The organism is Borreliella japonica (assembly GCF_900099615.1).
In the GTDB taxonomy this organism is placed as follows: Bacteria; Spirochaetota; Spirochaetia; order Borreliales; family Borreliaceae; genus Borreliella; species Borreliella japonica.
The window spans coordinates 58730-80742 of record NZ_FMTE01000002.1; the positions used below are offsets into that span (position 1 = coordinate 58730).

A 22013-nucleotide genomic window follows, 5' to 3' on the forward strand; every position below is an offset into this window, starting at 1 on the left:
TCTACTGTCTCTGTTTTGTGTATATCCACCAGGTCTACTGTCTCTGTTTTGTGTATATTCAACTTTGTTATTATGCTTATGCAAATCAATAGAACTATTATTTGAACTATTTTTAACACTTAAATCGTTATGTGTTACAATCTTTACTACCTTCTTTCTCAACTTAATAATCTTAATTTTTTTACCATCCTCATTTTTAATATCATCAATATCTTTCGACAAACTTACTCCTCCTCAAACTCAAAACTAAGCCCTATTTTACAACCCGGACAGAAAGTCATATTTTCATTAATAACAACACCACATTCAGGACAAAGAAGCTCTTCATCTTCTTCACTCTTTACCATAGACTCACCATTATCATTAGCAATTATTATCATTCCCTCTTTCAATATCTTGTTAATTTCCTCTTGTTTTTCATAACTTACTCCAAGATTGAAAAGCACTCCCTCATTTGCTTGTAAAAAATTATTAATATCGTTAAGCCCCTCTTTTGATAAATTAGAAATCACAGAAGAATCAAGCAATTTAAGATCACTTATTTTACTGATCTCTTCAAATTGTTCCTCTTCAACAACATCTTGCATAACTTTATCAAACATTTCGAGTGTTTCTTGCTTAAACTCAGAATTAGCTTTCATTTCTGCAAATTGACTGCTGGTTTTAACATCAATAGCCCAATCAAGAAGTCTATTAGCAAGTCTGACATTTTGACCCATTTTACCTATAGCAAGAGAAAGTTGATCATCACTAACAACCACCAAAGCCTTATGCAAATCTTCATCAAGAATATAAACATGATCTATCTTAGAAGGAGTCAAAGAATCCTTTATGAACTCCTTAATGTCCTTACTATAAGGAATAATATCAATTTTCTCTCCTTCAAGTTCCTTAATTATAGATTGAATTCTGACTCCTTTTTGCCCTATACAAGGACCAACAGGGTCAATCTCTTCTTTTTCGGAATAAACAGCAACTTTGATTCTGTACCCCGGATCACGAACTATTTTATGAATCTTAATAATACCTTCTTCAATTTCAGGAATTTCAAGCGCTAAAAGCTCTTCAATAAACTTAGGATGAGTTCTAGAGAGAATAACTTCAATACCATTTTTACCTTTTTTGACATTATAAACTAAAACTCTAATCTTATCATTAAGGCTATAAACTTCTCTTGGCGACTGATATTTTTTAGGAATTATACCATCCGTATTACCAAGATTAACATAAAGATCACCATTTCTATTTTGTTGAACATACCCAATAACAACTTTATTCAACTTGCTTTTAAATTCAGATAAAATCTCATTATCCTCAATTCCTTGCAAATCATTTTTGGTTCTTTGTTTTGCAACTTGAATAGAAAGCCTATCAAAAATCTTAGGATTAATTTCAATGTAAGCGTAGTCACCTTCTACAATATTTTCCTTTGAGATATCTTTTTCTAAGATTTCAAGTAAAGAATCTTTCACCTCTTCTACAATTTTCTTTTTAGCATAAACCGTCAAATCCCCTGTATCATCATCAAACTTAACAAAAGCATTCTCATTGTTTCCAAAATACTTTTTATAAGCTATCAATACTGATTCTTTAATTGTTTTTCTAATAGAATCTACACTCATACCGCGATCATTTGCAATACTTACAATCATATGCCCCGTACCCTTTATCATCCAAACTTCCTCCTTAAACTAATCTGGCTTTCTTAACATCGCTATAAAAAACACTTAATTCTTTGCTGTCTGTTTTAAAAATAAAACTTTTCGATTTTGATTCTAATATAAAACCCTCTTCAAATTCATTATCTAGCATTAACTTAATTTTTTTACCTTCAAAAATTTGGAACTCTCTGTCACTTTTTATTTTTCTATTTATTCCTGGCGTAGAAAGCTCCAAAGTAAAGCTATATTTAAGACTTGCTTCCAAAATTAATAAAATCATTTTATGCAAATCAGTTAGCAAATCAATGCCTAAAGAAAAATTTTTACTATAAAGAACTATTTGAATTTTTCCACTATTTTTACTTCTAAAGATATTAATTTCTAATATTTCAACATTTAAACGTTCTGTTAGATTTTTTATCAAATTATAAACTTCATTACTTTTATCAAAATGCTTAATCAACTACATTCCTAAAATTAATAAGGTTCTTTTAAAAGAACCTTATTAAATACATAACTAAACCTTAAGTCAAGGTTAACACTTAGAAAAAATAATGTCAACATTAAACCAAATTATAAGATTTGGCCAAAGAAAGCTTTATAACCTTATAAGCTCCAAATTGTATAATAAGGTCTTCACAAATACGCATAGATGTTCCTGTAGTAACAATATCATCTAGCAAAACAATTTTTTTAAATTGAAAATTTTTATACTTTGATCTTAATTTAATTTTATTTTCAAGATTTCTAAATCTGAGATTGCCTCTCATTAACTTCTGACTTTTCCCATACTTTCTTGAAAAAATATTTATATAATTAAAACCAAATCGGTTTAATAAAATACCAATATATTCCATGTGATCAAAACCATAAAATAACTTTCTTTTAAAACTACAAGGAACGGTTACTATTTGATCGAAATCAATCTTATTCAAACATTTAGCAATTTCACTTGCTAAAAATCTACCAATTGACTTTTGTCCATCTCTTTTGTAAGACAAAATTAAAGATTTGTAATGCTCTTTATAGTCAAAAAAATAAATTAAATTCTCATCAAATTTAATTTTAAAATTAAAAAGCAACTTACATTGATCACATAGAGCATTAGAAAATACATATCTTTTTCTGCAAAAAACACAAAAAGGCAAAAATATACTTTTAAAAACATTTAAATAGCTCATGCTAACTGGACTGAGAAACTTTTAAAACAATTTGATTTAGTAGCTCAATTGATTGAAAAGGAGTAATATTATTAATATCTATATTAGAAATAAAATTTTTTAACTCTAAATACTCATTTAATTTAACATTAACATCAGCATCATTTTTCAAAATTTCTCTATCGTAGCTATCATAAGAGACATAAGGAAGAAATTCTAAACAAGAGCTACTCTTTCGACTCAATAAACTTTCTAAGATAACATTGGCTCTATCTATTACCCTTAAAGGAAGTCCTGCTATGCGAGCAACATAAATCCCATAAGAATTAAGAGACGGCTTTTCCTCAACTTCTCTTAAAAAAACAAGATCATTGCCTTGCTTTTCAATTTTCATTGAAAGATTAATAAAGGCTTTATGATCAATAGCTGATAGTTCATGAAAATGTGTTGCAAACAAACTTCTAGCTTTAATATACTCTAAAATATATTCTATAATAGAATAAGCAATAGCAAGTCCATCATTTGTACTAGTACCTCTTCCAACTTCATCCATAATTATTAAACTCTTTTCTGTTGCATTTCTTAAAATATTGGCTGTTTCATTCATTTCAACCAAAAAAGTAGACTCTCCTTTGGCAATATTATCACTTGCTCCAATTCTACAAAAAATTTTATCTGTAATACCTATTATAGCATTAGCAGCAGGCACAAAAGAACCTATATGTGCCATTAAAGTGATTAAAGCCACCTGACGCAAATAAGTTGATTTACCTGCCATATTAGGGCCAGTAATTAAACAAAAATACCTTTCTTTATCAATCCTTACAAAATTTTCAGTAAAAATTTCAGTGCTTTTCACATAGTGCTCAACAACAGGATGTCTAGACTTGTCAAGAAAAATTTCTTTATCAGATGTCAACACAGGCCTTTTATATTCATTTTTCTTTGCCAAATAACCAAAGTTAACAACCACATCAATATATGCAAAAAATGCTGCAACCTTCTTAAGAACTTTATTATGCTTAACAACATTTGATGCTATTTCATCAAAAATTTCTTGCTCAAAAGCAACAACATTGTCTTCAGCATTATTAATATCTACTTCAAGAGAAATAAGTTTTTCTGTTTTATATCTTCTTGCAGAACTTAAAGTTTGACTTTCCATAAAATGAGGTGGCACTTGAGCATAATTACTCTTTGTAACCTCAAAAAATAATCCCCTATTATTGGTTTTTCTAATCTTTAAATTATTGATTTTACTAAGCGATCTCTCCGATTCAAGATATTCATCAATATATTTATTTGCATTAATCTTTAAATCTTTTAAACTATCAAGCTTTAAATCATAGCCTCTTTTAATAAGCTCATCGGGTGAACTCGAAATTGAACTATTTATCAAAAAATATACTTTAGAAATACTACCCTCTTCAAACTTATCAAAATTCCAATAATCAAAATTATGCTTGTCAAATAACTTTTTTACCAAAAAAAATACAGAAAGAGCTTTTTCAATAAATAAAAAATCTTTTTTAATATATCTTTTCATCTGAATCCTAGATATTATTCTCTCAATATCCCATATATTAACAAAAGCTTCTCTTAAATTCACAGTTAAGCTAATATTTTTGCAAAAAAAATCAACATGATCTAGTCTAGCATTAATATCAGAAATATTTAAAATCGGATTTAAAATAAATTCCCTCAAAAGTCTCTTTCCCATTGCGGTTTTACAATCATTTAAAACAGAATACAATGAGTATTGAGAAGAAAAATCATTATTATTTTTTACAAGCTCAAGATTCACTTGAGTTACATCATCAAGAAACATATACGAAGAATCATTATTAATATCTATTTTATCAATATTACTTAATAAATTTTTTAAATTATTTTTTATATGATTTATAATAAGAAAAGTTGAAATATAATAAGGCTTTTCTTCGTCAAATCCAAGAGAACTCAATCCAAGTATGTTAAAATGCTCTTTTATTGTTTTTATCGCAATATCCTTGTCAAGATGCCAAGCGGGAACCCTGTTAATTAAAAACCGATTAAGATTAAGCTTTTCTAAGTATTCATAATAAAAGTTTTCAGAAACTATTATCTCTTTAGGAGAATATTTCTCAAGATCCCTTTTAAGTTTTTCTAAAAAGCTATCCCCATAAAACATTATTCCAAGACTAGAAGTAGATAAATCTATATAAGAAAACGAATAATAATTTTTATAATCGCTAATAGCAACTAAATAGTTATTAACATCGTCATTTAAAAAATCTTCATCAAGAATAACTCCTGGGGTTATTACTTCAACAACCTCTCTTTCTAAAGGCCCTCCCCCAGAAGAAGAATTAGTAGCCTGCTCACAAATTGCAACTTTTTTATCAAATAAAATTAATTTCTTTATATATTCCTTGCTAGTATGGCAAGGCACTCCACACATTGGAACATTTTCTCTTTTTGTCAATGTTAAATTAAGAAGCTTACTTGCCTCAATTGCATCGTCAAAAAACATTTCATAAAAACTTCCTACTCTGAAAAAAATAATAGCATCTTTATATTTTTTTTTGATATCTAAGTATTGCTTCATCATTGGGGTAACATTTTTTTCCATATGCTTCCTAAATAATATTGAATTTTAATCAATATTATAAAGTAAATATAATTCAATTAAAAATAAAGAATATAAACTGAGAAAAAGACTTTAAAATAGTCTATCTAAATAAAAAGCACTTAAATAATCCAAAATCATATTTAAATCAATTCTAAAATTTCACATTTTACCCTGCTATCAAAGATTAATAAAAAATAAAAAAAGAATTTTACAATCTAATTACAGATTGAAAAAAAGCAACCCCTTAAAAGGAAAATCTTAAGGATTTTTATTATCTTTTTCTAAAAGATACTTAATAACATTGTCTGTTATATCAACAGTGCTGTTATGGTAAAGGATATACGGATTATTTTTTTTCATAATCAAAGAAAATCCATTAATTTCTGCGACATATTGAATACCGCCAAGTATTTTGCTTAAAGATTCACTATTATTATTCAAACTATTAATATTGGTCAATCTTTGCTGTTCTAAATTATTCTTTGCTAAACTAGAAACTCTCTTTAGTTCATCAACTTTCAAATTATATTGATTCCCAAAAGATCTTGCATTATCTAAATCATTATCAGCAATAGATTTATCATACATCTCTCTCAAATTCTTAAGCTCTAAATTTAAAGTATTTATTTGTTCTTGATAACGATTTTTTATTTGATCAAGATTAGCTTTTAATTGAGGATTTAAAACTTCAATCACAATTCTATCAAAATCAACAATACCTATTTTAACAACATCTATTGAAAAAACATTAAAAGACAATAAAAAAAACAAAGGCAAAATTAAAAAAAACACAAATTTCTCCACAGTATTATCAATATCTCATCTCAATTCCTAAGAAAAATTTAAACCCAGAAAAATATTTGTAATAACTGTTAGCCTTATCATTGTCAAAATAAAAAGGATAAGCTATTACAAAAGAAAGTGGCAACTGAGGCAAAAGACTTCTAATTCCAGTTCCCCAGCTAAAAGCAAAACTGCTAAAAGGTCTAAATAAAGAATTTTCTTGCCCCTCTAAAGAATAGGAAGCAAAATCTATAAAAAAGACATCCCAAACTAAAATATTTTTTAACAAAGGAATAGATATCTGCACAGTATTTACAAAGGAACTATAAATATTTTTTAAAATCCCCCAACCTCTAGCCTGCATAAAATTTTCACTAAGAACTATGTGGTGATGGGGTTGAATTTCAATTTCAAAACCATTGCCAAGAGGAGGCAATATGTTTGAATAAACACTCCTTAAGGTCAAAATAATATCAAAATAGGGAGTAAACACATCCTCATATCCTAAAAGAGAAAAATATCTCTCAAAGGTTGTAGCAGATTTAATAAAATGGCTCTGACCAAATAAAAATCCTCCGAAAAAATCAAACTGCTGCTTAAGCAAAAATCCATTATTAGATAAAGAAGTGGAATTTCTTGTATCCCAAGCCACACTCAAACTAAGAGAATTTTCAAATCTAAAAGTTTTGTAATTATCTCTTAAATAATAATTTGAAGGTCTGTTAACCTCATTATCATAAAAAACATATTTTAAAGCGGTTTGTAAAGTACCAAGAAAAGTTTGCTTACCAAGATAATTAGAAAAAGTATACCCTGTGAAACCACCAAAACTAAGTTTAAGCAAAGAGTAATTCATAGCATTAAAATCAGAAAAGCTTTTAACATCTTGATATTCTTCCCAACTTGTAAATGGATCAGGAACTTCTCTTTTACCAGAAAAAATAGGTCCATTAATATCCTGATAAGCAGTATTAACAGAATGTGAAAAATCTACAAATCCACCTAAAGTCCATCTTTTCTGAAAAAACCAATTATCTCTAAATGTCAAACTAAGACTTTGCTCTAAAAAAGATAAATTTAGTCTTGCAGCAAAATAATAACCTTCACCCAAAAAATTAGAAAGCTCCCATTGTCCAAATATTGAAAATGGAAACGAAGAATTTGAATTGCCTCCAAAATTCATACCAAATCCAAAATTACTTGTTGCTCGCTCTTCAATGTTTAAATTTATCTTCATAAGCCCTTCTGTACCACTTGGAACAATATCGGGGGTTACATTTGAAAAATAACCAAGCTGCTGTAGGTTTACCATACCCATCCTAAACTTATCCAAACTAAAAACATCTCCCTCTTGAAGAGGAATTTCTCTAAGTATTACATGCGAAGCTGTATTCTTATTTTTAGAAACAGTAATAGACTCAATGTGGGCTTTATCTTTTTCTAAAATATTAATTAAAAAATCAATAAATTCCCCTCTTATCTTTTGTGAAGGAATAATTTCTGTGAAAATATACCCCTCCTTGAAATAACTTTCCTTAATTTTGTCAAAATCTTGTTCAAATTTAGAATTATTAAAAATATCGCCTTCCTTAAAGGTAATAAAACTTTTTAATTCCTCCAAACTAAAAACTGAATTACCAAAAATTTCAAGCTTCCCAAATTTAAAAACATTGCCTTCTGAAAGAAAATATTTCAAAAAAACTTCCTTTTCTAACCTTTGAGAATCTTTAATATCAATAGTACTATTGATAATCTTAATATCAATATATCCATTATTTTTATAAAAAGACTCTAGTTGACGCTTGTCCTTATCAACATTGCTTTTTAAATATTTACCATCTGAAAAAAGAGATGCTACTCTTGATGCTAAAGATTTTCTCAAAGTGCTACTTTTAAAGCTTAAATTTCCTTCAAAGTCAATCCCTTTAACAACATATTTGGGGCCAGCTACTATATTAAAAATAATATCAACTAAATTTTCTTCTTCTTTGATTTCAAAATTTACAGAAACCTCAAAATATCCCATGTCTTTATACATTTCTTCAAGTTTTTCAAGACCTTTGTTAACACTTACAAGATTTAAAGGCTCATTAACCTTAATATTTACTTTCTCAACAAGTTCACTATTCCAAAAAACTCTACTGCTATCAGAAAAAATAACAGAATTAACTAAAGATTTTTCTTTTACAATAAATGTGATAAAAAGATCCTCACCATCTATTTTGAACACCGGATTAATAAGACCCGAAAAATAATCAAGAGAATAAAGATCAATTTGCAATTTATCAAAAATTTCATTAGAATATGCAACGCCAATATAAGGTTTTAAAATATTAATAAAATCTACCTCTTTCTTATTCTTAAGTCCTTCAAAATTAATACTCTTTATTATTTTTCCTTTGTAATTTTCAACTTGACCAAAACTAAAAACAACAAAAAACATTAAAAAACTTATAAAAACCAAACCTCTAATTGAACCCATCTTAACCTCTTAACGATTTAATATTTAAATTTCCAAGAAATACCTATGTTATTTCCTATCCCATCTAAACCTTTCTTCATGAAATTATAATCAAACTCATAATTAACCAAAAAAAATGGAGAATCAAACTCAATACCCAAATTAACAACAAAATTTAAATCTTTTGAAAAAGGGGTCATTTGTTCTTTCAAAAAACCAAAGCCGCCGCTAATAAAAACGCCCTCAACAAGATATTTCCCTACCTTAACACTTGTATTGTCAAGAACATCAACAAAAGTAGGATTCCCAATTTTAAAAAAATTACTATTAATAGAATTCTTCAATATATCTGTCTTTATACTCAACAAGTCTAAGTTTAATACAGAACGCATATAATCTTCAATGGGTTGAATTAAAAAATCAAGAGCAATGTCACTTACTATTCCAATTGCCATTTCAGCAGCATTAGTCCCTGCCGATCGCAATCCCCCCTCAGATCCTCCCATTGTTGAGCCTGAAAGCAAATATTTAATCTCCTGTTCGGTCCTAGGAGGATAAGACATAAACTCAATTTTCCATAAGCTCAAAGGACTATCAATACTTATTGTAACAAGCAGTTTATCATTTCTATCTTTAATAGTATTTGTAGCCTCCGCTTTGATCCATGGATCAAATTTAGTTCTGCTCTCATTAAAAGATATATAAGCTCCACTTTTAAAGATAAATTTTTTATTATTATAATTAACAAAACCACTTGCAATATTTAAATCCCCCTTAAGAATAAAATCATCTGTTTTTGTGTCAGATTTTATTACAAGCTTATCCCCTCTTGAAATAGTAGCTTGTAAAAACGAAATATTACTATCTGGCCAATGGAAAGTAACACCGCTGTCAAAATTTATCTCAAGATGAGTCAAAATATCAAAATCTCGGGCATTAATATCAACCGTTTGCGCTCTTTTTGATTGCTTGAAGGGATTTACTAATAAATCAACAATAGAACTTTCAAGAGAATAAACCCAAGCATTTGAAATATTTAAAATGCCTTTAAACATAATTTCATCGGCATTTCCTTCAATTGAAAAATCACCTAAAGCATAACCTGTAAAACTTAAAGCAATTTTGTCAAATTTAATAGGAACTCCTGTCCTGCCAGTCACATTAATATCTATTTTGTAATAATCAATAATAGTATCACTTAAAAAATTTAAATTTAAACTAGTAGAAACAAAAATCTTAGAGTATCTATCTAGATTAAACTCATTGCTAAAAATGATTTTATTGTCCTTAATTTCAACCGGCATATCAAATATTTCTAAAATTCTATCACCACCAAACTTTCTAGAAGCTCTTAAATACTCAGTACTTATTGATCCTTTTTGAATATTTAAACTCCCGTTAATATTAGGATTATACAAATCTCCATCAATATCAAATTCACCATTTAAAACAAGATCATAAAGAATCAAATGATTGTCAATATTAAATAAAAAATGTGAATCTAAAAAATCTTTAGTAATTATTTTTGAATCAAATTTAATATCTTTGACATTTCCAAGAATTTTATTTTTAATTATTTTGCCTGACGAATTAAAACTAATAGGCAAATAATCTTTTAAAATAAAACTATATTCTCCACTACCATAATGATATAAAACATCAATAAGATCATAATCAATTGAAGCCATATTAAATTTTTCAAAATCATTACTAAATTCGACCGTAAGATTCGATAAAAACTCATTTTTATATTTAACATCTCTAAAGGAAAATTCACCCTCTGTTTTGATTTTCAAAACTCCAAATCGCTCTTCATCCTTACTTTCAAAGTTTCTAAAATTTGCATTAAACTTATAAGAAAGTAAGTCGCTATTAAAAACTATATTAGATACACCTATAGAGCTGATTAGATCATATCTTAGACTGCCAGTAAGAAATTCTTTTTTATTGCGCTTTGCTTTTATATCATATATGTTGAGTTTATTGTCCAACAATCCTAAATTCATAGAAAACTGCATGGGAATACCCAATAAAGTTAATTTATCGGCTTCAAGATATCCACTCAAAGAATAATTTTTAAAATCATTCTTTTTAAAATTCAGCAAAAAATTACCATTAACCTTCCCTTCTAAAAGAGATGAAGAATTAAAATTGTAAAAATCTAAATCTTGAAATTTAAGCAAAAAATAACTTCCATATTCATCGGAATTAACCCCTAAAAAATATCGTTCTGAATTTAAGCTAGAAAATAAATTCAAACTTCCACTAAAATCATCTTTTAAATTGAATTGTCCATATCCTTGCAAATTTGAAAGCTTGTTTACGAACTTAACATCGGAAATATACAATTTATCATATTCATATAAACCCTTAAAACCAAAATTAAAATTATAAGAGGATATTTTAGAAACCTTTATTATACTAAACTTATCTATTTTAAATTTCAAATCTTCATTAAGGCCTAAATAGTTCCCATGAAAATTTATATTTATCAAAAGATCAGAAGTTTTATTGTAAACCCTAAAATCATTAACATTAAGGGCATAAATTATCTTGGAATCAAAATAATTGAAATCTAATTTGATGCCAAGAGGAGATTCGGCAACAATAAACTTATTTTTAAGATTAACATTGAAGTGCAAAGGATAATTTTTATCCAAATAAGAAAAATTACTGCTAACATTAAATCCATTTTCAAATAGCTCAAAAAATAAACTGGAATGCAAATTGTGCTCATTGTATTGCAAATCAAAATTGTTTGATTTGTAAAAATTTTTTTCTCCACTAGCATCAAAAACGAATTTAAAATTATCTAACTTTGAAAATACTATAAAATTGAATTTTTTTAATCTATTTTTATGGTAATCGAATTTATTCAAATTAAAATCAGAAACTAAATTTAAATATTTACCTGAAAGCAAAGTCTTTGGAAAAAGATTTATTAAATAAGAACTAGGAATAACTTCTTTTAAAAAAAGCAAAGGAAACTCTTTAATGCCTAAATTGAAAGAAAATTCTTCATCATTAAGATCGCCTTTTAAAGAAATTTCAGAATTTTCATTTTCTAAGTAAATCAAATAGTCAACAAAAATTTTATCCTTTAAAAACCAAGTTTTTAAACTTAAATTTTGGAAATTAAGATTTCCAAGACTAAAATTATCAGACTTAACCGAAAAAATATTCTTATCTTTTTTAAAATCTAAATACCCATTTAAGTCGTTAAAGTTTAAAATTTTTGCAGACTTAAAATTAAGACGGCCTATTGGAAGCAAGTCTTTTATAGAATAATAACCTTTATAATTTACAACACCTCTTTTGAGCTTTAAAAATGCATTCTTAACACTTACAATATTATCATCTCCTTTAATTTCAAGTTGTAAGCCTTGAATTTCTTTACCTATAGTATCTACATTCAAAGAAGAGTCTATTATTCCTGCATATCTTAAATCTTTATCTTTAAAATCATAAGAAAATGCCAACTGGCCATTTAAACTTATATCAAAATAATCTTTATAAACTTCAAAATCTTTGTTTAACTTAATCCAATCTAAAAGATTAACATTGAAAAATAAAGCATCTAATCGAATAAAACCATTATCTTTGTCGTAACTTAAATTAAAATCAAAATTATCCCTTTGTAAATTAAAAATTTTTAAATTTCCTTTTGAATAATTTATTTGGAATCCTTGCTCAAGTAAAGAAAAATAGCTTGTTTTAAATTCAAAAAAACTAAAATTAACATAACCATCCTCAAAGCCTTTTTTGAATTTCCCCTCAAAATAGAAAGTTGAATCTAAAATTCCATCATCAACTCCTTCAGACGGTAAATTAATTCCTAAATTTTTAACAAAACTAAAATCTACTACAGAACTGAATAAAAAATCTTCATCTACGGTGCTTAAGGAAAAATTTTTAACTTTAAAATTCAACCAACTATTATTTTCATTAAGCTTAATATTAATATTAATATTTTCTAAATTAATATTTAGTCTATAAAGATAGTGTAAAATTTTATTGAAAATTGCATTTTCATTCTCAGAATAAACATTCCTGGAATTTGAATCATCGGATAAACTAAAATCGTTTATATCAAAATTCAAATTACTCCCTTTAACATAAACATTTAAAATAATATCTTCATCACCTAAAATTAATTTGAATAGATTTAAATCTACCCTAACAACATCCATCAATATTTTATCTTTTCCATCTAAGCTTAGCTCCAAACCGTCTATTTTGATGGATGATAAAAAATAAGGTGAAATTTTATCATATTTAATACTAAAGCCAAATTTTGATTCAAGATATTTTACAACAAAAAACTTTGCAGAATAAATTTGAACTTGAACAAATAGATTAATAGAAAAAATTATTAAAACAAAAATGGAAAATGGTAAAATCAACAATAAAAATGTCTTATTTCTAAAAAACTCCAAATTCATACACTCATATATTGATAATTATTATTATATAATAATTATCAATAACCTAATTGTTGGCATTAAAAGAAAGGAAAAAAAATATTTGTGATTAAAATATTAAAAAACTTTTATTGCGTAGAAGGAATTGATGGAAGCGGAAAAACAAGCATCATCAACAAGTTAAAAACTCTTTGCAACGATGAATCAAAATACTATTTTACAAAAGAACCATCAAGTGGAATAATTGGAGAAATGATAAAAGAGCAATTAATAAATTTTAAAAATCCTTTAAAAGAATCAACATTTGCATATCTTTATGCAGCAGATCGACACGATCATTTATATAAAAAAGGTGGAATATTAGAAATATTAAACACAAAATCTATAAAAATAATAACTGACCGCTATTTATTCTCATCAATTGCCTATCAAGGAAAATTGGGATATGAATTAAATAAAAATTTTCCATTGCCTGAAAAGGTATTCTTTATTGAAACAGATCTAAACACAGCTTATGAAAGAATACAAAAACATAGAACACAAAGTGACCTTTTTGAGCTTGAAAAATACAAAACTTTTGAACAAATTGCTCTACAATATTTAAAAACATTTAAAAAACTAGAAAAAAAAATCAATGTGATTTACATTGACAACTCAACAAAAGATAATTTAGATAAAAACGCAAAAAAAATTTTTAATCTAATAAAATTCTAATATAATTAGTCATATGATTAATTGTATTTTTAAAAATACCACTTTCCAAATAAATTTAATTTTATTTCTTTTAGTAGCAGTTGCAAAGATAAATGCATCGTCCAAATTTTATTATGCAGAACAATGGTATGTAATCTTTAACACTCAAATGAAAAGAAACCCTGAAAACTATAAAAAAAATATATTTTTTCTTCAAAAAGCCTTAAAATATCCATTTGGCAATCCAAAATACTCACTAACTAGAATAGAAACAAAAGAGCAGTGGACTAAATATAAACTTCTTTTCAAAATGCATGTAAATCTGCTCCTAGTTAAGCAAAATTTATATTTAGGAGATTTATTCGACACAAGAAATTCATATTTTTTCAAAACTCCAGAAAAAAATGAAATTATTCTAAATTTAGAAAAATCAGAAAAATTATATAAAATGGCTATTAACTACTACGATGAAGCACTAAAATACCATAAAAATCTTGAAAAATATGAATTTGTTAAACTGGAAAACGACGGAATAACAAACTGGGAAAACGAATATCATAAAATTTCCCTTAAAGAGTTCAATTACTATGACATTATTAAAAAAGAACTGCTGAGAATTGCTGAAACTAAAGCATTTTTTGAAAAAAGCTCAAACTATTATTAAAAAAATTCTTTGCCCTCTCTGGAAAAAAAAATTTTATTTATATAATCCTTATTTAGAGAAAATTCAAAAACAAGATCCTTAAAATTATCTTTACTCAAAATACTATATTCTGAAAAAAGGGTTATCAACGCTCTTTCTGCTAAAAAAGGCAACTCTAAAATATTTCTTAAAATTTCAGCTCTAAATTCACACATTTTCTCACTATTTAAAGAATTTGCAAAATTAGAATTTTCAACATCAGTACTTAACGCTACAATTTCATTTTCAAGAAATTTTTTATCTCCTTGTGAATATAACAAGGCAAATGGCTTTAAAAAAGAAAAAAAATATTCTTTGCCCACAAGATAATGGTGCATTGAACATCTTGTAGCGTAATTTGGGTAAATAGTAGATTCAATCTCTTCATCACCACCAACAATAAGCAGAGGATCAAAATAAGGGGCTGGAATTTCTTTGTTGTTGTAAAAATAATACCTATACGAAAAAAAAGATTCTTCCATGCAATCAATATGACCACAATAAGCCCCAAGCTTATAAATTTTATCTGAATATTCTACCAAAAGTTTAGCAGTATCATTAAAAGATTCTTTTCTGAAATTATAAAGCAATGTAGGCAATATAAATAAAACATTCTCATTTGATGAAATTTTATTTAAAACAAAAATCAAACGTTCATCATAAAAACATGCCTCATCGATAATAAAAGTACCACAACTGGGATTAGAAGCTATTAAGTTTTCAATATCAAAAGAGCTACTGGCAAAACCAATCTCGTCAATTTTATCTTTTCCACCACCTCTATATGGTATTACATTCTCTGGAAAATCCTGAAACCTCCTCTTGTCAAGAAAATTTCTAATAAAAAATACATTAACCCTGCTTCTATTTCCTTTAATAATATTGCCTAACACTTTGAAAGATTTTTTCCTTACGACAAGAGAATCCTTATAAATTTTTGCGGCATATTCTGTTTTTCCACTCCCCATAGGCCCAACTACAAGAATTAAATTCATTTTGATCTTAAAGTCAAAATGACTAATAGATACAATGTTATTCAATTGAGCATCTTCTTTATTAGCAAAATCTAAGCAAAAACCCAAAAATTCCCCCTGAAGTAAATTCAACCTCAATCATACAAATAAAGAACATAGAAAAAACATCCACATTAAAAATCCAAAAATTAATACTTAGGACTTTTTTAAAAGTTATTGCTCAAAAGAATAATAACTTTCAAAAGAATCATCGTCCAACAAAGCTTTCTTTATTTTTAATTTATCTTTCTCATAAATCTCAATATAATTAAATTTTTTAGAGCCATTAACTTTTCTATAAATTGAAACCAAACTTCCAACCACATAATTTTTAATTTCTACTAAATTAAATCCAAAATATTTTTTTTTACTTATTAAACTTGATCTAATATCTAAAACAGAAATTTTTTCAAAAAATAAATTTAAAGCGGAAGGTAGAAAAAAATCTTTAATGTCCGTCAAGAACAATTCCTTAATACCAAGATTATTAAAATCATAGTCCAAATTGTTAAAAAGATTAAGCTTAAAAGTATGCAAAGCAAAGGTATAAACATCCCTTTTATCGGGATATTGAACCTCAATCATATCAACGTAAGGATAAGCAGAATAATTTATTTTATAACCAAGCAAATCATTCTCATAATAAACTGGAAACTTGTCTTTAAAATAAACTTTATTAAAATATCTATTATTTAAGCTAAATTTATTGCTAAAATCTACTATTCCCGAAAAAATACCTACCAAAACTCCATCTTTAAGTATGGCAATATTATTTTTATTATCAATGCAATAAATTCCTGATAATCTTTTACAATCTTCTAAAAATTCACTCTTCATGTCGGGATCCTCTAAAAGATCATAAAACATTTTATATTCATTTATTGTTTCAGGAGGAAATTTTTTAAAAGCACTATAAGCTTCAGCCGAATCTAAAAGTTTATATTTTAAAAAATAAATACTATGAATTCCATTATATTCTTTAATTTTGCCCTTAAGAAAAGAAAATAAAGAAACAGAATTGTCATAATTAAAATCTGAATTTCTAAATATATAATTAATATTTTCAGCTGTAAAGAAAAAATCTTCTTTAGATTTAATCGTATTAAAAATGCTAAAAAAAAACCTATCTTCTTTTAAAAACCACTTAAAAAATAAAAAATCATTGCCATACAATGAGAAAGCTTTAAGTAAAATTTTTTTAAAAGCATCCCCAAAACTTTCAAGTCTTCCGGAAGCTTCAAGTCTCATGCAAATTAAATCTTTATCTATTTGCAACTCTTCATTTAAATTTTCATACAAAGAAATAATTTCTTTATACATATTCTTATTTTCACTTTGCCTTAAAAGCAACGCAAAATAATATGTGTATATTTCTTTAAGGGGTGTTGCTTTAAAATTATTAATATTAATTGCTTTTTTTAATAAATAAATCCTATCTATTAAATCAATATCCTCTTTTAATGCAAGCTCATAAAGAGAATCCGAAGCTAGCAAATTAAAATCAAGAGATCCATAAATTAAATCATTTCCTTTTTGAAAATCGGAAAAATTTTTATACTCATTGAAAAGAATACTTGAAATACCTTCATCTTCTTCGATTAAAGCTGCTTCTAAGTTTATAGAAATAAAAAGAATCAAACCCATCTTTAAATAAAACATAAACACTTACCCCTGGCTTTTTGTATCTTCCTCCTTTACTTCTTTTGCCGTAGAATCCACTACAAATAAATCATATTCATCTTTGTTTACTTCAAACCCCAAAAGCTCTCTCACTTCTTTGTCTGTCAAAGTTTCCTTCAAAACAAGTTCTTTTGCTAGCTTAACAAGTTGATCTTTATGCTTTACAAGAATATCTGATGCCTCTTTTAAACATTTCTCAAGTATTCTTTTTACCTCTTTGTCAACTTTATCAGCAGTGTTCTCAGAATAAGCCTTAGACTTTGAAAACTCTTTTGGAAGAAAAATGGGTGTTTCATCATCTACTAAAAATATTGGACCAACTTCTTCACCCATCCCCCACTCCATAACCATTTTTTTAGCCAAACTAGTAGCTTGCATTAAATCATTTTGAACACCCGCTGTTGTAACTCCCAAATTTATTTGCTCGCTAGCATAACCACCATAACATATCTTTATTTTATCAAGAATTTGGTGCTTGTTTATTGAAAGTCTATCTTCCCTTGGAAGCGAAAATGCAACACCAAGTGCCCTGCCCCTTGGAATAATAGTAACCTTATGGAGTGGATCAGCATGTTCAAGATAATAGTGAAGCAAAGCGTGACCTGCCTCATGATAAGCCGTCTCGAGCTTTTGCCTATCAGTAATAGTCATGGATTTTTTAGCAACTCCCATCAATATTTTATCTCTAGCCTCTTCCATATCCTTCATTAAAATTTCATCTTGATTATTCCTTGCAGCTATTAAGGCTCCTTCATTAATTAAATTTGCAAGATCAGCACCGCTAGCTCCAGGAGTAGCTCTTGCTATTACTTGTAAATTAATATCTTTTGAAAGCTTTGTTTTTGAAGAATGGATATTTAATATTGCTTCTCTTTCCTTAATATCAGGCAAAGAAACTGTTACTTGCCTGTCAAATCGACCAGGCCTAAGCAAAGCAGAGTCAAGAACATCTGGACGATTTGTGGCTGCCATAACAATTACATTGGTATGTGTTCCAAATCCATCCATTTCAACCAATAGCTGATTAAGGGTTTGCTCTCTTTCATCATGACCACCACCAAGCCCTGCACCACGACTACGACCAACAGCATCAAGCTCATCGATAAAAATGATGCATGGAGAATTTTTTCTAGCATTATCAAATAAATCTCTAACACGGCTTGCTCCAACTCCAACAAACATTTCAACAAAATCTGAACCTGACATGTGAAAAAAACTAACCCCAGCCTCACCAGCAACGGCTTTGGCAAGCAAAGTCTTACCAGTACCTGGAGAACCAACCAAAAGCACTCCTTTAGGGATTTTTGCACCTATTTTTTCAAATTTTTTTGGATTTTTAAGAAATTCAACAACTTCAAGAAGTTCTTGCTTAACCTCTTCTTGACCAGCCACATCTTTAAAGGTAATTTTATTCTTTCCAGCTTCATACTTTTGAGCATTACTTTTTCCAAATGTAAAAACTTTTCCACCACCACCTTGAGTTTGCCTAAATATAAAGAAAAAGAAAATAAAAAATAAAACCCATGGCAAAGTTTGTAATAAAACCCCAATCAAAGAAGCTTGACTTTTTCCTGAGCTAAGCTCAACTTTTTTACTTTTTAACTCTGAAAGCAGATTTATATCAAGATAAGGAATACTTGTAGAAAAATAAGATTTTGCAAAGTTAGAACCCTTAACAACAAATTGAATCAAATTTTTATCAATTATTACTACAGACTCAACTAAACCATTGTCCAAATAACTCTGAAAAGTGCTATAAGGAACATTTTTATAACTTTCCCCTCCTCTTATAAAATATGACATAAATACTGCAGAAATTAAAAAAATAACAACAAGCCCTAAAATCCAATTTTTATTCTTCTTTTTATTATTATTATTAGATTTTCCATTGTTATTCGTATTATTATTGCCATTCATTCCTTTAAAAGTCCTCCAATCAAAGATATACTAATTTTTTTAAGAATACTTTTTTCGCTCCATACTAAGTTTAAAGTATTTAAATCAATAATTCCAATTAATCTATTATCTAATGCTAATAACATTAAATAAATCGGATTGCACCTTATAAACTTAGAAAAAAACTTTTTAGCTTTAAATTTATCCTTAAAAAATTTATATCTAAACTCATAAGAACAACATTTTAACCTTGACACAGAAGCTGCATTGCACTCTAAACATTTTAGCAAAATCTTACCTAAAGATAAACTATGCCATTTACCAACTTCCAAAATAAAATCAAAAGGTTTGTAAAATTGTTCATCTCTTTTAAAAATCAAATTAATTTTATTATGCCTTTTTTCTAAAATAAAATCATTGGTTTTTAACAACACATTGTTCTTCTTTCTATCAAGCTCTACTTTAAATACTTCATTGAGAGCTTTATAAGAAACCTTAGCTACAATTCCTTCTGAATTTAAAATTTTAAAAATCAATCTAAACACTAAATATCTAGGAAAATCTAAAAAAGTTTTCAAATCAAAAGAATAATAGTATTTACCCTTTTCAACAGGAAAAAATTCATCTTTTTCAAAATAATCTGTAAATTCCTTTGAAAATTCAGATATTCTCTTAAGACATTTTTCATACCCTTTAAAAATATTTTTTATCGAAGGTAGTAAATTATTTCTAATCCTATTTCTTAGATATAAATCTTTAGCATTTGTACTATCAACAAAAAAGCTAACATTATTCAAAGATAAAAAATTCTCAATTTCTAGTCTTGTAACCTCGAGTAAAGGTCTTATAATATTTTTATTGACACCAGGAATACCTGCAAGACCATCCAAAAAAGATCCTTGAAAAAATCTCATAATTACTGTCTCAATCTGATCGTTCTCGTTATGAGCAAGTGCAATATAATTTGCACCATTTTCTTTAAGAGCATTTTCTAAAGCATTATACCTGCATTTCCTTGCAAGTTCTTCAATAGATACTCCCAACCTAACCGACTCACTTTTTATATTTATATCACATTTTTTAATTTGCAAAGCAATATTATAGAAATTACAAAACCTCTTTACATGCTCTATTTCTTGATTTTGCTCATTATCAGATCTAATAAAATGGGCAAAATAAAATGCAACAATATTATTGCTCAAATAATATTTCAAATTCAATAATAAAGTTGTAGAATCAGCCCCTCCAGAAAAAGCAACAATAACCCGATTTTTATTTAAAGAATTTTTTTTATAAAATTTATCTATTTTAATTTGGATATTATCGTCTAAAAAATGCATTAAAAATTACTAGAATTGATTTTTTGCACTTTATTTTTAAAATTGGCTTCGTTAATATCAATTAACTCATCACTTAAAAAGTCATATAATTTTTCAAGCCTATCTATTTCGTCTTTACAAAATTTAGAAAGAACAAAACTCTTTATATCGCGCATAACATTGCTTCCAACTCCAATATAAAGCCTACTATAATTAGAGCTTCCAAGAACACTTGAAATTGACTTAAGTCCATTATGGGTAGATATACCACCCCGCTCTTTAAGTCTACATTTCCCCAAAGGAAGATCAACATTGTCAAGAATCACTAATAAATTCTTCACACACATACAAAAATCTGAAAATATTGAAGGAAACAAAGATCCACTTAGATTCATATAAGTCAACGGCTTAACCAAAACTACTCTTTGAGAAATCATTCTTAACTCTGAATATTCATATTTTTTTTTTCTCTTTAAAAAAAGACCATTCTTGAAAACAATTTTATCTAAAAGAGAAAAGCCAACATTATGCCTAGTTAAAGAAAATTCTAATCCAGGGTTTCCTAATCCAAGTATCAACAACCCCATAAAATCACTTTATAATAACAACTTCCAAATTTTCGTCATTTTCTGCAAGCTTAACATTAGAAGGCAACACAAGATCTTTAAGAAGAACACTGTCTCCTTTATTAACAGGGGTTAAATCAAGCTCTATGAACTCTGGCAAATCTAAGGGCAAAGACTTTACCTTAACTTGCTCTTTTAAAACAGTCAAAATTCCGCCTTCTTTAACCCCAACAGAAGCTCCAACAAGCTTAATAGGAACATGCTTTTCAAGCTCAACAAGCCTATCTACCTCGTAAAAATCAATATGATAAATAAGCTTGCGGGCAACATTTTCCGCAACATCTTTAACAAAAACACATCTTTCAAGCTTGCCATCATCTAATATTAAGACAGTATTATCTGTAAACTTTGCAAATTTCTTATTAAAATCACTACTCTTGATTTTCAAATGTAAAACATCATTACCCTGTCCATAAACAACGGCTGGTATTTCATATTTAGCTCTTATTCTGCGAGCATTAGAAGACCCAAAGCTTGATCTATATTGGCAACTTAAAACCCTGCTATTTTCCACCAAAAAACTCCTAATGTAAAATACTGGGACGGAAGGATTCGAACCCTCGAATGACTGGACCAAAACCAGTTGACTTACCGCTTGTCGACGTCCCAAATACCTTAATACTTACAATTGACAAGCATACAAGATACAACACGCTTTGTCAATAATTATTTAAAAATCTAATTCAAGCTCAAGATCAGCTGGATTTTCTCTTATATATTCCTTAAAAATAGAAGTTTGCAAAGTTTTCCTAAAGTCCTGACTAATAGGATGCACAATATCTTTATACTCACCAACTCTAGTCCTTCTGTTAGGCATAGCAATAAATACTCCCTTTTGCCCTTTAATAACTCTAATATTGTGAAGAACTAAGCAATTGTCAAAAGTAACTGCAACATATGCTAATAATTTAGAACCAGAATTTTTACCTTCAACTTTCTTAATCCTTATGTCTGTAATATCCACTTATAAGCCTCCCGCAAAAAGTACATACCTTAAATCTAAAATA

At 27.6% G+C, this 22013-nt stretch carries 17 protein-coding genes and 1 tRNA gene; 2 read left to right on the top strand and 16 right to left on the bottom strand.

The annotated features are described in order from the left end of the window. The 8 genes from BLO14_RS06060 to BLO14_RS00260 form a co-directional block, all read right to left on the bottom strand. A partial coding sequence (locus tag BLO14_RS06060) for a hypothetical protein (protein ID WP_159427406.1) occupies positions 1 to 222 on the bottom strand: 222 nt, incomplete at its 3' end. A 2-nt stretch (positions 223 to 224) separates the two neighbouring features. Next, on the bottom strand, positions 225 to 1673 hold the full coding sequence (gene nusA / locus BLO14_RS00230) for a transcription termination factor NusA (RefSeq protein WP_091971553.1): 1449 nt from the start codon (positions 1671 to 1673) through the stop codon (positions 225 to 227). Between the two features lie 13 nt (positions 1674 to 1686). Beyond that, positions 1687 to 2124: a ribosome maturation factor RimP gene (rimP, locus tag BLO14_RS00235; RefSeq protein WP_091971555.1), complete on the bottom strand. Its 438-nt coding sequence runs from the start codon at positions 2122 to 2124 to the stop codon at positions 1687 to 1689. 100 nt (positions 2125 to 2224) lie between these two features. Further along, positions 2225 to 2842, bottom strand: a complete 618-nt coding sequence (locus BLO14_RS00240; RefSeq protein WP_091971557.1) for a ComF family protein — start codon at positions 2840 to 2842, stop codon at positions 2225 to 2227. A gap of 1 nt (position 2843) precedes the next feature. Beyond that, the gene (mutS, locus tag BLO14_RS00245; RefSeq protein ID WP_091971559.1) at positions 2844 to 5432 is read right to left on the bottom strand and encodes a DNA mismatch repair protein MutS; all 2589 of its coding nucleotides are present in this window, start codon (positions 5430 to 5432) and stop codon (positions 2844 to 2846) included. Positions 5433 to 5690: 258 nt separating this feature from the next. Then, positions 5691 to 6224 carry an OmpH family outer membrane protein gene (locus BLO14_RS00250; RefSeq protein ID WP_091971561.1) on the bottom strand — a complete coding sequence of 178 codons (534 nt, stop codon included), beginning with the start codon at positions 6222 to 6224 and terminating at the stop codon, positions 5691 to 5693. Positions 6225 to 6243: 19 nt separating this feature from the next. Next, positions 6244 to 8697 (bottom strand): outer membrane protein assembly factor BamA, encoded by a 2454-nt coding sequence (gene bamA / locus BLO14_RS00255; protein ID WP_091971564.1) that lies wholly within the window; start codon positions 8695 to 8697, stop codon positions 6244 to 6246. A gap of 17 nt (positions 8698 to 8714) precedes the next feature. Further along, positions 8715 to 13118 carry a translocation/assembly module TamB domain-containing protein gene (locus tag BLO14_RS00260; RefSeq protein ID WP_091971567.1) on the bottom strand — a complete coding sequence of 1468 codons (4404 nt, stop codon included), beginning with the start codon at positions 13116 to 13118 and terminating at the stop codon, positions 8715 to 8717. Between the two features lie 84 nt (positions 13119 to 13202). Between BLO14_RS00260 and tmk the strand changes: the two genes are divergently transcribed. Continuing rightward, positions 13203 to 13811 (top strand): dTMP kinase, encoded by a 609-nt coding sequence (gene tmk, locus BLO14_RS00265; protein ID WP_091971570.1) that lies wholly within the window; start codon positions 13203 to 13205, stop codon positions 13809 to 13811. 13 nt (positions 13812 to 13824) lie between these two features. Further along, positions 13825 to 14454, top strand: a complete 630-nt coding sequence (locus BLO14_RS00270; protein ID WP_091971573.1) for a hypothetical protein — start codon at positions 13825 to 13827, stop codon at positions 14452 to 14454. On the opposite strand, the gene BLO14_RS00275 is transcribed toward BLO14_RS00270, so the two are convergent. The 8 genes from BLO14_RS00275 to spoVG form a co-directional block, all read right to left on the bottom strand. After that, on the bottom strand, positions 14451 to 15554 hold the full coding sequence (locus tag BLO14_RS00275) for a thymidine kinase (RefSeq protein WP_091971576.1): 1104 nt from the start codon (positions 15552 to 15554) through the stop codon (positions 14451 to 14453). The genes BLO14_RS00270 and BLO14_RS00275 overlap by 4 nt on opposite strands. Before the next feature lie 105 nt (positions 15555 to 15659). After that, positions 15660 to 17144, bottom strand: coding sequence for a hypothetical protein (locus tag BLO14_RS00280; RefSeq protein WP_091971579.1), 1485 nt, complete (start codon positions 17142 to 17144; stop codon positions 15660 to 15662). Positions 17145 to 17150: 6 nt separating this feature from the next. Further along, the gene (ftsH, locus tag BLO14_RS00285) at positions 17151 to 19082 is read right to left on the bottom strand and encodes an ATP-dependent zinc metalloprotease FtsH (protein WP_091971582.1); all 1932 of its coding nucleotides are present in this window, start codon (positions 19080 to 19082) and stop codon (positions 17151 to 17153) included. Further along, the gene (gene tilS / locus BLO14_RS00290) at positions 19079 to 20401 is read right to left on the bottom strand and encodes a tRNA lysidine(34) synthetase TilS (RefSeq protein WP_091971584.1); all 1323 of its coding nucleotides are present in this window, start codon (positions 20399 to 20401) and stop codon (positions 19079 to 19081) included. Before tilS ends, ftsH begins: the two co-directional genes overlap by 4 nt. After that, a complete protein-coding gene (gene pth / locus BLO14_RS00295) occupies positions 20401 to 20967 on the bottom strand; it encodes an aminoacyl-tRNA hydrolase (RefSeq protein ID WP_091971588.1) in 567 nt (188 codons plus the stop codon). Before pth ends, tilS begins: the two co-directional genes overlap by 1 nt. 4 nt (positions 20968 to 20971) lie before the next feature. Beyond that, positions 20972 to 21520, bottom strand: a complete 549-nt coding sequence (locus tag BLO14_RS00300; RefSeq protein ID WP_091971591.1) for a 50S ribosomal protein L25/general stress protein Ctc — start codon at positions 21518 to 21520, stop codon at positions 20972 to 20974. Positions 21521 to 21543: 23 nt separating this feature from the next. Then, a tRNA-Gln gene (locus tag BLO14_RS00305) sits at positions 21544 to 21615 on the bottom strand. 61 nt (positions 21616 to 21676) lie between these two features. Continuing rightward, positions 21677 to 21970 carry a DNA-binding protein SpoVG gene (spoVG, locus tag BLO14_RS00310; RefSeq protein ID WP_091971594.1) on the bottom strand — a complete coding sequence of 98 codons (294 nt, stop codon included), beginning with the start codon at positions 21968 to 21970 and terminating at the stop codon, positions 21677 to 21679. Positions 21971 to 22013 lie beyond the last annotated feature (43 nt).